The following is a 13,653-nucleotide window of genomic DNA, read 5'->3' as shown; positions in this document are numbered from 1 at the left end:
CATGCGATTCGAACCGATCGCCGTCGTCGGGCAGGGCTGCGTACTCCCCGACGCGCTGGACCCCGGCACCCTCTGGAAGAACATCGCGGCCGGCCGGGTCAGCCTGTCCTCCACCCCCGAAGGACGGTGGCGCCTGCCCCGCTCCCTGCCCCCGGGCACCGCCGACGACGCCGCGGACCGCTCCTGGACCGGCATGGGCGGCTACGTGCGCGGCTTCGGCTCCGTCTTCGAACCGGACGCCTACCTGGTGGGCCCCGAGCGGATCACCGGCCTCGACCCGGTCTTCCAGTGGGTCCTGCACGGCGCACGCGAGGCGCTGCGCGACAGCGGGCAGCACGGCCGCCCGATGCCCCGCGCCGGTCTCGTCCTCGGCAATCTGTCGTTCCCGTCCGCCGGGATGGCGCGGTACGCCGAGCACGTGTGGCGGGACGAACAGCCAACCGAGGTCGGCGAGTTGTGGGCCGGCGCGGAAGGCCGTGAGGGCGGTCGCCCGGAAGCCCGGAACCGCTTCTCGTCGGGTCTGCCCGCGCACTTCGCGGCGCGCGCCCTGGGCCTGGGAGCGGGCGCGTACGCGGTCGACGCCGCCTGCGCCTCATCGCTGTACGCCGTCAAGCTCGCCTGCGACCGCCTGCACGACGGCACGGCCGACCTGATGCTGGCCGGGGCCGTCAACTGCGCCGACGACCTCTTCATCCACCTCGGCTTCCGCGCCCTGTCGGCGATGAGCCGCACCGGGCGCAGCCGCCCCTTCCACCGCGGCGCCGACGGGCTGGTACCGGCCGAGGGCGCGGCCTTCGTCGCACTGATGCGGCTGCAGGACGCCGTCGCCGAGGACCGGCCCGTCCTCGGGGTGATCCGCGGCGTCGGCCTGTCGAACGACGGCCGGGCCGGCGGGCTGCTCAACCCTGCCGAGGACGGCCAGGTCCGCGCGATGCGGCTGGCCTACGAGTCGGCCGGGATCGACCCGCGCACGGTGTCGCTGGCGGAGTGCCACGCCACCGGCACACAGGTGGGCGACGCGGTCGAGATCCGGTCCATGAGCCGCGTGTTCGACGGCTGCGACGGTCTGCCGGTCGGTTCGGTCAAGTCGAACCTCGGCCATCCGGTGACCGCCGCCGGGGTCGCCGGGCTCCTCAAGGTGCTCGGCGCGATGCGGGCCGGCATCCGGCCCGCCACCGCCGGAGCGGACGAGCCCACCGAGGCACTGGACGGCACGCCACTGCGTCTGCTGCGCGAGAACGAGCCGTGGGAAGGCCCGCGCCGCGCCGCGGTGAGCGCCTTCGGCTTCGGCGGCAACAACGCGCACCTCGTCGTGGACGCGTGGGAGCCCGAAGTTGTGGGCAGGCGTTCCGCAGGGCGATGGGGGTCCCCCCTGCTCGAGCGAAGCCGAGAGCTTGGGGGAGGGTGGGCACGACGAGCCCACCGGGCCGCAGACGAAACGGGGGTCCGGGGCGAAGCCCCGGTTTCGGGAAGGGGCGGGGCAGGGGAGAAGAGAGCACCCCACCGCACTCCTGCCCCCGTGGCCATCGTCGCGATAGGCGCCCGAGTCGGCGCCGGAACCGACGTACACGACCTGACGAACGCCCTCCTGACCGGCACACCGACACCGGACCCGCGCCCCACGGTGGACGTCGAGCTGACGGGCCTCCGCTTCCCGCCCCGCGACCTGGAGCGGGCCCACGCCCAGCAGCTGCTGGTCATGGAGTCCGCCCGCGAGGCGGTACGCGACGTCGCGCTTCCGAGGGAGCGGACCATGGTGCTCGTCGGCATGGGCTGCGATCCCGAGGTCGCGCGCTACCACGCCCGCTGGCGGGCCTCCGCCTGGGCGGGGGACGGCGACATCGGTGACGCGTTCGCCCCGCCACTGGACGCCGCCGGCGTACTCGGCACGATGCCCAACGTCGTCGCCAACCGCATCAACGCCCAACTGGACCTCGCCGGGCCGGGCTTCTCGGTCTCCGCCGAGGAGGCGTCCGGTCTCGTGGCCCTCGACATCGCCGCGCGTGCGCTCGCCGCGGGCGAGGCGGACGCCGCCGTCGTCGGCGCCGTGGACCTGTCGCACGAACCGGTCCACCAGGCCGCGCTCGCCGAACTCGGCCTCGACCGGGCGCCCGGAGACGCCGCCGTCGCACTGGTGCTCAAGCGCCTCACCGATGCGCGCCGCGACGGCGATCCGGTCATCGCCGTGCTCGGCGAACCAGGCCAGGAGCAGGCGGACATGACCGTCGGCGCACAGGCCGAGGAGAGCGCGGACGTACGGGACGAGGCTTCCGGGCGCCGCCCCGGCTTCGACCCCGCCGCCCTGTTCGGCACCGCCCACGCCGCCACCGGCCTGGTCGCCGTGGCCTGCGCGGCCCTCGCCCTGCACCACCGGGCCCTGCCGGGCGCCGTCGGCCGACCGGCCGCCCCGGCCCTCGGCATCCGTACGGCCGACGTGGTCGTCACGCCACTGGACGCACCGCCCGCCCGCATCCGGCTCAGCGCCGCCCACGACACGGACACGGCCGCATGGCTCGCCGGACCGCCGCCCCGGCTGCACGTCTACTCGGGCCGGGACCTGCCCGGAACCCTGGCCGCGCTGGAGGCCGGGCACGAGTCCGACACGGGACCGGCCCGGCTGGTCATCGTCGCCGCGACCGCCGGTGAACTGGCCGAACGCGCGGCCGCCGCCCGTCGCTGGCTCGGCGGTGAGAGTATCCGCCCCGACGGAGTGGCCTTCCGCGAGAAGCCACTCGACGGCGAGGTGGCCTTCGTCTACACCAACGGCTCGGCGACGTACCCGGGCATGGGGCGCGAACTCATCCTGGCGTTCCCCGATATCACCGCCGAACTGGAGTCCCGCTGCGGCCCGCTGGAGGAGACCGTCGGCTGGGCCTACCGCAACCACCCGGCGGGCGACGGCGACGACGGGCCCCGCCACGCCCACGTACTCGACCAGATCTGGGGCGCCGCCCTGCTCGCCCAGTTCCACACCGAGATCAGCCGCCATGTGCTCGGCATCGCACCGGACGCCGTCCTCGGCTACTCGTCGGGCGAGTCGGCCGCGCTCGTGTCCATGCGTGCCTGGCGCGACGTCCGCTCACTCGTCACCGACATCCGCGCCTCGGAGATCTTCACCGACGGCGTGGTCGGGAGGCTCGACGCCGTACGCAGCGCCTGGGCGAAGACCGGAATCCACGGCGACCGCTGGGCGAGCCATATCGTCAGCGCCCCCGTCGGCACCGTACGGAAGCTGCTCGAGGGAAACCCGGCCGTGCACCTGATGGCCGTCAACGCCCCCGACGTGTGCGTGGTCGGCGGCGAGGAGACCGAGTGCGAGCGCGTCCTCGCCGGCCTGCCCGCGGGGCACGCCATCCGCCTCGACTACGACATCGCCGTGCACGCACCCGAGGTCGAGGAGGTGCGCGAGGAGTGGCGGCGGCTGCACCACCGGCCCACCGAGGCGGTGCCCGGCGTACGGTTCTACACCGGCGCGACCGGCGACTGGTACACGCCGGCGCCCGACGCCGCCGCCGAAGCCGTCACCGCCCAGGCCGTCGGCACCATCAACTTCGACCGCATGGTGGAGAACGCGTACGCCGACGGGGTACGGGTCTTCGTCGAGCACGGCCCGCGCGGCCTGTGCACCGGCTGGATCGACCGCATCCTCGGCGACCGCGACCACCTCGCGGTATCGCTGGACGCGTCGGAAGGACAGGGCATCCGCCGCCTCGTCAGATCGGTCGCCGAGCTCGTCGCGGCGGGCGTGCGGGTGGACGCGGACGCGCTGTTCGACCACTTCGCGTCGATCGCCCCGGCCCGCCGGGCAGCGGACAGCCGGCTGACCTTTCCGGCCCACCCGCCGGCGGTGCGGGTACGGCCACCCGCCGGCCGGGAGGGCACGGGGGACCTGCGGCTTGGCTCCCGGACCCAAGGGGCCCAGGTGGACCCGGCGGCCACGGCCTGGCCGGCCGACGGCCAAGAGATGCTCCCGGCACCGTGGCTGCCACCGGTCGGCGCCGCGACCTCCATGGCCACGCTCACCGAGCCGGCGACCGCGGGCGTACAGGAGATGCCGCGGGCGCCGTGGCTGCCGCCGGTTTCGCCCGATGGCTCAGGCACGCCGACCCGGACGCGCCCGGGGGCCTCGATCCCACCGCAGCCGGTCGTCGGCCCGACGGTCCTGGCGCCTTCCGGTGTTGCGGTCGGGGCGCCTTCGGGCCCGCCGGAGTCCGCCGCGCCGACGATCCGGGCCGGCATCCCCGCGTACGCCGGCCCAGCCGCAGGCGGCGCGGTGCGCCTGGCACACGTGCAGGCGGCGACGGATGCGTACCAGCGGGGACTGGCCTCCGCCTTCCAGGAGTTCATGACCCAGCAGGCAAGGGTCCACCAGGATTTCCTGGCGATGCGTCAGCGGGCCGCGGCCGTTCTGCTCCACGGAGCCCCACTGGGGCGCCCGACGGTGACCCCGCCGCCCGCCCCGGTCCCAGCCTCGATCCCCGCAGCGCCCGCACCCGCCCCGACCACACCCACGCCGACCCCGCCCGGTGTGCCCCCGCGGCCGGAACGGCCAGGCCCCCAGTTCACCCGCGACCAGCTGGAGCAGCTCGCGAGCGGCCGGATCTCGGAGCTCTTCGGCCCGCTCTTCGCCGCCCAGGACGGCCTGCACCGCCAGACGCGGATGCCGCAGCCGCCCATGCTGCTCGCCGACCGCGTCACCGGCATCGACGCGGTGCCCGCGTCGATGGGCACCGGCACCATCTGGACCGAGACCGACGTACAGCCGGACAGCTGGTACCTGGACCCCGCCGGCCGTATGCCCGCAGGCCTGATGGTCGAGGCCGGGCAGGCCGATCTGCTGCTCATCAGCTGGCTCGGCGCCGACCTGCAGGGACACGGCGGCGACCGCGTGTACCGGCTGCTCGGCTGCGAACTGACCTTCCACGGCAGCCCGCCCGTCCCCGGCGAGACCCTCCGCTTCGAGATCCGTATCGACGGGCACGGCGAGCACGACGGCGTGCGGCTGTTCTTCTTCCGGTACGACTGCTACGTCGGCGACGAGCTCCGGCTGACCGTACGGGACGGGCAGGCCGGCTTCTTCACCGACGCCGAACTCGCCGGCACGGGCGGCGTGCTGTGGGACCCGGCGGCCGACGCCCCGGACAGCGCGGCCCCGCTCGCCCCGCCCGCGCTGCCGCTCCCCGCATCCCGTCGCTCCTTCGCCCGGGACGCCGTACGGGCCTTCGCCGAGGGCCGCGCGTACGACTGCTTCGGCCCCGAGTGGCGCCCGACGCGCGCCCATGTCCGCACCCCGCGTATCGCCGACGGCCGCATGCTGCTGCTCGGCGAGGTGACCGAGCTCGACGTCTCCGGCGGCCCCTGGGGGCGCGGCTATCTGCGCGCCGAGACCCCCATCCGCCCGGACGACTGGTTCTTCGCCGGTCACTTCAAGAACGACCCCTGCATGCCGGGCACGCTCATGCTGGACGGCTGCCTGCAGGCGATGGCCTTCTACCTCGCAGGACTCGGCTTCACCGCCGACCGCGACGGCTGGCGCTTCGAACCGGTGACCGACGGCGCGTACAAGATGTTGTGCCGCGGCCAGGTCACACCGGCCAGCCGCCTCCTGACGTACGAGGTGTTCGTCCGCGAGCTGTCCGACGGCGCCGACAGCGAGGCGCCCGGCGTCGGCGAACCCGTCCTCGTGGCCGACGTCCTGTGCACGGTCGACGGGGTCAAGGCGTTCCTCGCCCGCGGCCTCGCGCTGCGGCTGGTGCGGGACTGGCCGCTGGAGCACTGGCGCCTGCACGGCCCGCCCGCACGGCAGGAGACCGGCGCGCCCGTGCCGCTGCCCTCCCTCGGCGGCCTGACCGGACACCGCGAGAACACCGAGGCCGCGTACGGGTATCCGGAACTGCTGGCCAGCGCCTGGGGCCGGCCGTCGGAGGCGTTCGGGACGCTGTACGGGCCCGCGGAGGACGCCCGCCGCGTGCCCCGGCTGCCGGGTCCGCCGTACCACTTCATCAGCCGCATCGTCTCGGTCGACGGCCCGCCCGGCGCGATGAAGGCCGGCGTGACGGTCGTCGCGGAGTACGACGTCAGCGCCGCCGACTGGTACTTCGAACAGAACGACAGCCCCGTGATGCCGACGGCCGTGCTGATGGAGGTCGCCCTCCAGCCGTGCGGATGGCTCGCCTCGTACGTGGGCTGCGCGCTCGGCTCGGACAGGGACCTCCTGTTCCGCAATCTCGACGGCACGGCCACCGTCAGCGGCCACATCGGCCCGGACACGGCCACCGTGCGCACCCGCGCCGGGCTGCGGGAGATCTCCCGCAACGGCGACATGATCATCGTGTCCTTCGAGGTCGAGTGCACCGCGGACGGCCGCCCGGTCTTCCGGGCATCCACCGTCTTCGGCTTCTTCCCGCCCGAGGCCTTCGCCGACCAGGCGGGCCTGCCGCCCACGGACGCCGAACGCCGCCGCCTGGCCGAGCCGTGCGACCGGGCACCGGCGCTACGGACGAACCAGCTCGCCGGTCCCATGCTGCTCATGCTGGACCGGGTGACCGGCTACTGGTCGGGGGGCGGGGCGGCCGGACTCGGCCGGCTGCGGGCCGAGAAGGACGTCGACCCGGGGGAGTGGTTCTTCAAGGCGCACTTCCTCTCGGACCCCGTACAGCCCGGCTCGCTCGGCGTCGAGGCGATGTGCCGCCTCCTTCAGACGTATCTGATCGAGACGGGCGCGGACAGCGGCCTCCGGCGGCCCCGCTTCGAACTCCTCACCCTCGACCGCCCGCTGAGCTGGAAGTACCGCGGCCAGGTCGTGCCCGCCAACGAACGCGTCACGGTCGAGTTGGAGATCACCGAGACCGGCGAGGACGAACGCGGCCGCTACGCGGTGGCCGAGGCGTGGCTGTGGGTCGACGGCAAGCGCATCTATCACGTACGGGACCTCGGGATGCGCGTGGTCGAGGGCGACGACGCACGAGGCGGTACCGGAACCGGCATCAGCACAGGCGCCGGTACCGAGATCGTGCTCGACCCCGCGGCCGACAGCTGGCTGTCCGACCACCGCCCGACATGGACGGTGCCCGCGCTGCCCGGGATGTCCACCCTCGACCTGCTCGCGCAGGCGGCCCAGGCGCACACGGGCCGGCCCGTGACCTCCCTGCGCGATGTCCGGCTGCACCGCTGGATACGGGTCGCGGAGCCGGTCCGCCTGAGGACGGAGGTCACCCCCGCCGACGGAAGCGGCTCCCGACACGGCTCCCACGGCGGCGAACTCACCGTGACCCTCCTTGCCTGGCGTGAAGCGGCCACCGCCGCCCTGTCCCGCTTCGAACCGGTCGCGACCGCCAAGGTCCGCGTCGGCGAACGGGCCCCGGCCGACGCCCCGCCCGAGCCGTTCGCACCGCTGCCGGACGCGGCTCCCGCCGACGACCCGTACGCGTCGGGGGCGCTGTTCCACGGCCCGGCGTTCCAGTACCTGGTCTCGATGCGTGCGGCGGCCGGGGGCGCGTCCGGCGTCCTCGACGCGGGACGCGGCACGGTGCCGCGCGGCCTGCTCCACCCGGGCCTCCTGGACGCGGCCTTGCACGTCGTCCCCCACGACCGGCTCTGGCGCTGGTCACCGGAGATCGGCAGGGACGTGGCCGCGTTCCCGCACCGCATCGCCGCGTTCGACGTGTACGGCCCGGTCCCGTCCACCGGCGATGTGCACGTCGAGGCCCGGTTCGCCGGGTTCGACGACGAGGACCGGCGGCTGCCCGCCTTCGACCTCCAGCTCTCGGCCGGCGGCCGGCTGCTGGTGGCCTTCCGCCTGGTGGAGATCCTGGTCCCCAAGGGGCGGATCGCGACGGCCGACCCCGTTCTGCGCCGCACCTTCCTGCGGGACCGGCAGTACGCCGAGGGCATCGGGCTGTCCGTGACCCAGGACGGGGTGACCCGCCTTTCGGCGGAGGACGCCGACCGGTTCGACTGGCTGCCGGGCACGGTGGCGGAGGTCTACGGTCTCCCGCCGGGGACACGCGGCCGGGACCAGCTGGCCGAGATCGCGGTACGGGACCACATCGCCCGCACCGCCCGCGTGCACCCCTCGGCGGTCGTGGTGGCCGACGACCTCACCAGGGGCTGGCCGGCCGGCGGGCCCGACGCGGCCCACGTGGTCCGGGTCGACCGGGACGGCGAAGGAGTGGAGGTGCGGGACGCGGGGGCGCCGCTGCCGGATGACCGCTAGTGGTCCAGACCTATTGACCCTTGGTCCAGACCTTTCTATTCTCAGCCCACTGCGGTGAGCATGTCATGGACATGCGCGCTCGATCTTTGAGCGCGCATGTCTCTCGTGCACGCGTGCTCACGGGCGGCGCAGGCCTGGTTCGACCCCCATGAACGACCGGACCTCACCCCGAGGAGGCGCAGATGCGCTTCAGAGACAGAGCTGTGGCAGGGCTGACCACCCTGCTGCTCCCGCTCGCAGCCCTGGTCGGCCTGGCGGGCCCCGCCGAGGCCGCGACATCCGCCACGGCCACGTACACCAAGACCCAGGACTGGGGCACGGGCTTCGAAGGCAAGTGGACGATCACGAACAGCGGCACCACGAGCATCAGTTCCTGGACCGTCGAGTGGGACTTCCCCTCCGGCACCTCGGTGACCTCCGCCTGGGACGCCGACGTCACCAGCTCGGGCACCCACTGGACCGCCAAGAACAAGTCCTACAACGGGACGCTCGCCGCCGGCGCCTCCGTCTCCTTCGGCTTCAACGGGGCCGGTTCCGGCTCGCCGAGCGGCTGCAAGATCAACGGCGCGTCCTGCGACGGCGGCAGCGTCCCCGGCGACAACCCGCCCTCCGCGCCCGGCGCCCCCACCGCATCCGACATCACGAACACCTCGGTCAAGCTCAGCTGGACCGCGGCCACCGACGACAACGGCATCAAGAACTATGACGTCCTGCGCGACGGCGCCACGGTCGCGACGGTGACGGGGACCTCGTACTCCGACAGCGGCCTGACCGCCGGCACCGACTACTCCTACTCGGTGCAGGCCCGTGACAGCGCCGACCAGAGCGGCCCGGCGAGCGACGCGGTCAAGGTGCACACCACGGGCGGCACCACCGACCCGGGCCCGGCGGCGGGCGAGGTCAATCTCGGGTACTTCACCGAGTGGGGCATCTACGGCCGGAACTACAACGTCAAGAACCTCGTCACCTCCGGCTCCGCCTCGAAGATCACGCACATCAACTACGCCTTCGGCAACGTCACGGGCGGCAAGTGCGCGATCGGCGACTCGTACGCCGACTACGACAAGGCCTTCACCGCCGACCAGTCGGTCAGCGGCGTGGCCGACACCTGGGACCAGCCGCTGCGCGGCAACTTCAACCAGCTGCGCCAGCTGAAGGCCAAGTACCCGGGCATCAAGGTGCTGTGGTCGTTCGGCGGCTGGACCTGGTCCGGCGGCTTCACCGAGGCGGCCAAGGACCCGGCCGCGTTCGCCGACTCCTGCTACAGCCTGGTCGAGGACCCGCGCTGGGCCGACGTCTTCGACGGCATCGACATCGACTGGGAGTACCCGAACTCCTGCGGCCTGTCCTGCGACACCAGCGGGGCGGCGGCCTACAAGAACCTGATGGGGGCCCTTCGCGCCAAGTTCGGCTCCGGCAACCTGGTCACCTCCGCCGTCACCGCGGACGCGTCCTCCGGCGGCAAGATCGACGCCGCCGACTACGCGGGCGCGGCCCAGTACGTCGACTGGTACAACGTGATGACGTACGACTTCTTCGGCGCCTGGGACGCGGACGGCCCGACCGCCCCGCACTCCCCGCTCACCTCCTACAGCGGCATCCCGCAGGCCGGTTTCACCACGGCCGACGCGATCGCCAAGTACAAGGCGAAGGGCGTGCCCGCGAGCAAGCTGCTGATCGGCATCGGCTTCTACGGACGCGGCTGGACGGGCGTCACGCAGTCCGCTCCGGGCGGCACCGCGACCGGGCCGGCTGCGGGGACGTACGAGCAGGGCATCGAGGACTACAAGGTCCTCAAGACGTCCTGCCCGGCCACCGGCACGATCGCCGGCACGGCCTACGCGTACTGCGGCGGCAACTGGTGGAGCTACGACACCCCGTCGACGATCGCCGGAAAGATGACCTGGGCCAAGGACCAGGGCCTCGGCGGCGCGTTCTTCTGGGAGTTCAGCGGTGACACCGCGAACGGCGAGCTGGTGAGCGCCATCAGTAGCGGCCTGCAGTAGACGTGGCCTGCAGTAGACGCGGCCTGCAGTAGACACGGCCTGCAGCCGCACCCGGACGGACCCGGGGAGACGGGAACGCCCCTCGCCTCCCCGGGTCTTGCCGCCTTGACCGGGCCTTCCAGCCCGGCCGGCGATGTCCCGACCGGGATGTTGTATTCCGTTTGTGGTGAGATCGTATGGGCTCGTCGATATGATCAACCCAAGCGTGACACCACATGACGCGAAGCGTTGAACTATGGGTTGCGCCGTGAAGTGCGGTAAGCGTACAAAGGACGTGTCCAATGTCTTTGGACGGATCGTCCAATGCGATTGGACGCTAGCCTTTTCGGTGTCCGGCCGCAAGCGCATTTGCGAGAGTTTGGCCAATCGACTTGTTGGAAGGAAGAATCCACCTCGTGGCCAACGCACTGCAGGAATTGGTGAAGAGCCGGCTGGAGCAGCAGGGCTGGTCCTACGGCGACGTGGCGCGACGCGGCGGTATTCCGCGTTCCACCGTCCATCACCTGGCGACTGCGGAGCGAGTGACCCGTATGCCGCAGCAGAGCACGCTGGAGGGCCTGGCGCGCGGCCTCGAGCTGCCGCTGGACTCCGTGCGCAGGGCCGCCGCCGAGGCCTGCGGGATCCATCTGTACTTCGAGGAGCCGGCCGACACCGCCGCCGCCGACCCCGAGGTCGCCACCCTCATCGCCAGCGTTCAGCGGCTGTCCGTGGCCGACCGCCGGCACGTCACCGCGCTCATCGAATCCCTCCTGCGGAGCACCCCCGGCAACGGTCACCGCCGATAACGGTTCCCGCTAGCACGATTGACGGTGGGCGACTACTGCGGATGGACCTGGTCGCCTGATGTGCCGGTCGTCGCCCTGCGTTCTACCTCGGGTTCTCACTCATCGTTATATATCCCTGGAGATCGGCGGATTTCGGCTCCGCCACGCCCAAGCCATACCTGATCATGCATGACATGGCGAAGTATCAGATCAGACAAGAAATGGTTCGATCGAGGCTATCCTCATCCTCGCGGGGGCGGGTGAGCCGCCCGAAGCCTCCGTGAGAGGGGGGTGTACGTGCTTGTCGTTCCAGGAGCGATTGCGACCGCCGTCGTCCGTGACAGGACCGGAGAGCCTGTCGTGCTGCTCTCCGGTGAACTCCCTTCGGCCTTCACCCCGTCCAGCATGCAAGACCTTCTGAATCTGGCCGCCGCCGTGCTCAACGCGGAGGAGTTGGAGCTCTTCCGGAAGTGCCTCGCGGCACTGCGCTGCGGAGAGCAACTCGAGGAACGCCGCATCGAGGTGAGCGGAGCCGTGCTGACCGTCTATCGGGGCTGATCCCCGAACAATGACAGGGGCTCCCGGGAATCGCTTCCCGGGAGCCCCTGTCAGATGTCGAACGGCTCAGACCCGATCAGTCCGGATCAGTAGTACCGGCGGCCGTAGTTCCACCAGCAGTCCCCGTAGTTGCGGTGGTGCCTCCAGTAGCCGTTGTTCCAGTGCGACCGGTAGCCGCGGTCCCAGCGGTAACGGCAGTCGTCGTCGCACCGGTTGCGGTAGCGGTCCCAGTCGTTGGCCCTGAAACCGTAGTAGTCGCAGTCGTCGTCGTCCCAGTCGTGGTTGAGCTGCACGGCTCGGGGTGCCTGGGCCGGGGCGGCCATGGCGGTGCCCGTCAGGGGGATGACGACCGCGCTCACGGCCAGGGCCGCCGTCGCAGCGGCGCGCGCCAGATTTCTCACCAGAATTTCTCCTTGTGTTCGGTGGATTTCTGATGGCCCGTCGGACATTACTCGTAACCGCGCATCGAGTTCATTGACTCAATCGAGCCGCGAGGGCTTATCGGGTGACCCGCGACTTTTGAACATGGATCGCTGAAAACACGCCCTGAGCTCTGCTCATGCAGGTTTCCCAACTTGCGGAAACGGCGCCTACAAACACTCGCCAAGGTGATTCAACTTCGGTGTGTCGGCAGGGTGTTGCGAGTTCCGCGGTGAAATGCGAAAACCCCTTCCGTAGGTGCACCGCGTAATGCGTTGATGAATTCGTTTCCGATGTCGTTCGCCGGGGGTTGGCCTGCGGAAACGACGGGCGTCGAACGGTATTCCGCACCGTGTTCCGCGCAGCCGGTCGCCTGGTCAGCTGCGGTAAATGGTCAGCACGGCTCCGCTCACCTCGATGCGGCGTTCCTCGAGTTGCTCTCCGCAGCGCAGTGCCGCGAGGCACTTCCGGAAGAGCTCCAACTCCTTCGCGTTGAGCACGGCGGCGGCCAGGTTCAGCAGCTCGTCGAGGCCGGACTGGGTGAGGGCCGAGGGGAGTTCGCCGGAGAGCAGCACGACAGGCTCTCCCGTCCTGTCACGGACGACGGCGGTTGCGGAGGCCCCTGGAACAACAAGCACGTGCACCCCTCTCGGGGAGGTTTCGGGCGGATCCACCCGCCTTGGGCGACGAGAGAATGCCATCGAGGGCCCGGGCGCCGCTCGTCGAAGTGCGCCCGATTGGGCCGATCAGGTGAGGCTGTGAGTGGGCCGGCACCTGGTGCGACCTCGCCCTTCACCTCTCCCACCTGCTGTTTCCCGTCTATGCACGGCGTGTCCGGCGGGAAGCGAGATGTCGCGAGTCGCTTGTCCAACGTGATTGGACGGTCTACTGTCCAATCTCGTCAGACAGATCGTCCGGCATGGATGGACGCTTTTGGGATTCGGTTCCGTCCGTCCGTGCCCTTCGTGCAAAGGACCCCACCATGCTCGGCATGCGAGAGCTGGACGCAGAGGCTGCGCAGCTGCTGCCCGGCCGCGAGGCCCTGGGCCGGCTCCGGTTCGACTTCTTCCAGTCCACCGATGTGACCCGCCACGTCGCCTACGTCGGCGCCCACAACGAGTCGACCGCGGCCAACTTCTGCTCCCCGGACGCCATCGCGTCCTCCGGGGCCGGCCAGTCCATCAACGTCAGCCAGTAACCGGCGCTCCCTTCCAGAAAGGCTCCACCGTGAACATCGACCAGCTCAACGCCGAGGCCACCGCCGAACTCCTGCCCGGCCGCGAGGCCCTGGGCCGCCTGCGCTTCAACTGGCTCTCGACCCACAACGTGACCAAGCACGTCGCCTACGTCGACGCCCACAACGAGTCGACCGCGCTCAACGTGAACTCCCCGGACGCCATCGCGGCCTCCGAGGCCAACCAGACCATCAGCATCAACCAGTAGCCGGCGCTCCCCGCCGAGAAAGGGTCCACCGTGAACAACGAACAGCTCAACGCCGAGGCCGCCGCGGAACTCCTGCCCGGACGCAAGGCCCTGGGCCGGCTCCGGTTCAACTTCACCACGACGAGCCACGTGACCAAGCACGTCGCCTACGTCGACGCCCACAACACGTCGACCGCGGCCAACGTCGACTCCCCGGACGCCATCGCGGCCTCCGAGGCCACCCAGACCATCAACATCCACCAGTAAC

Annotated in this window: 9 protein-coding genes; 7 read left to right on the top strand and 2 right to left on the bottom strand. The window is 71.4% G+C overall.

The features are described 5' to 3' along the window. The first annotated feature begins 1 nt into the window (after position 1). From ACWD4J_RS09935 to ACWD4J_RS09920, 4 genes are all read left to right on the top strand, one after another. The gene (locus ACWD4J_RS09935; RefSeq protein ID WP_451394826.1) at positions 2-8,215 is read left to right on the top strand and encodes a beta-ketoacyl synthase N-terminal-like domain-containing protein; all 8,214 of its coding nucleotides are present in this window, start codon (positions 2-4) and stop codon (positions 8,213-8,215) included. Between the two features lie 182 nt (positions 8,216-8,397). Further along, a complete protein-coding gene (locus ACWD4J_RS09930; RefSeq protein WP_451394825.1) occupies positions 8,398-10,221 on the top strand; it encodes a glycosyl hydrolase family 18 protein in 1,824 nt (607 codons plus the stop codon). 395 nt (positions 10,222-10,616) lie between these two features. After that, positions 10,617-11,006: a helix-turn-helix domain-containing protein gene (locus tag ACWD4J_RS09925; protein ID WP_451394824.1), complete on the top strand. Its 390-nt coding sequence runs from the start codon at positions 10,617-10,619 to the stop codon at positions 11,004-11,006. 384 nt (positions 11,007-11,390) lie between these two features. Next, on the top strand, positions 11,391-11,543 hold the full coding sequence (locus ACWD4J_RS09920; protein ID WP_451394823.1) for a hypothetical protein: 153 nt from the start codon (positions 11,391-11,393) through the stop codon (positions 11,541-11,543). An 86-nt stretch (positions 11,544-11,629) separates the two neighbouring features. On the opposite strand, the gene ACWD4J_RS09915 is transcribed toward ACWD4J_RS09920, so the two are convergent. Together ACWD4J_RS09915 and ACWD4J_RS09910 are read right to left on the bottom strand one after the other, a co-directional pair. Continuing rightward, positions 11,630-11,944, bottom strand: coding sequence for a hypothetical protein (locus ACWD4J_RS09915; protein WP_451394822.1), 315 nt, complete (start codon positions 11,942-11,944; stop codon positions 11,630-11,632). A gap of 396 nt (positions 11,945-12,340) precedes the next feature. After that, the gene (locus ACWD4J_RS09910; protein WP_451394821.1) at positions 12,341-12,601 is read right to left on the bottom strand and encodes a hypothetical protein; all 261 of its coding nucleotides are present in this window, start codon (positions 12,599-12,601) and stop codon (positions 12,341-12,343) included. A gap of 344 nt (positions 12,602-12,945) precedes the next feature. Here ACWD4J_RS09910 and ACWD4J_RS09905 point away from each other — a divergent pair, with 344 nt between their 5' ends. Genes ACWD4J_RS09905 through ACWD4J_RS09895 form a run of 3 tightly spaced genes read left to right on the top strand, consistent with a single transcriptional unit; the run spans position 12,946 to position 13,652 of the window. Continuing rightward, the gene (locus tag ACWD4J_RS09905) at positions 12,946-13,161 is read left to right on the top strand and encodes a hypothetical protein (RefSeq protein ID WP_451394820.1); all 216 of its coding nucleotides are present in this window, start codon (positions 12,946-12,948) and stop codon (positions 13,159-13,161) included. Between the two features lie 29 nt (positions 13,162-13,190). Next, the gene (locus ACWD4J_RS09900; RefSeq protein WP_451394819.1) at positions 13,191-13,406 is read left to right on the top strand and encodes a hypothetical protein; all 216 of its coding nucleotides are present in this window, start codon (positions 13,191-13,193) and stop codon (positions 13,404-13,406) included. A 30-nt stretch (positions 13,407-13,436) separates the two neighbouring features. Next, a complete protein-coding gene (locus ACWD4J_RS09895; RefSeq protein WP_451394818.1) occupies positions 13,437-13,652 on the top strand; it encodes a hypothetical protein in 216 nt (71 codons plus the stop codon). Position 13,653 lies beyond the last annotated feature (1 nt).

This window comes from Streptomyces sp. NPDC002577 (assembly GCF_053594815.1).
The sequence above is the reverse complement of the archived record's forward strand: the minus strand, read 5'-3'. Positions and strand labels throughout refer to the sequence as shown.

Excerpts from the sequence above, each read along its gene's own strand:
- ACWD4J_RS09935 (WP_451394826.1), top strand. The coding sequence starts at position 2 with ATGCGATTCGAACCGATCGCCGTCGTCGGGCAGGGCTGCGTACTCCCC.
- ACWD4J_RS09905 (WP_451394820.1), top strand. The coding sequence starts at position 12,946 with ATGCTCGGCATGCGAGAGCTGGACGCAGAGGCTGCGCAGCTGCTGCCC.
- ACWD4J_RS09930 (WP_451394825.1), top strand. The coding sequence starts at position 8,398 with ATGCGCTTCAGAGACAGAGCTGTGGCAGGGCTGACCACCCTGCTGCTC.
- ACWD4J_RS09920 (WP_451394823.1), top strand. The coding sequence starts at position 11,391 with ATGCAAGACCTTCTGAATCTGGCCGCCGCCGTGCTCAACGCGGAGGAG.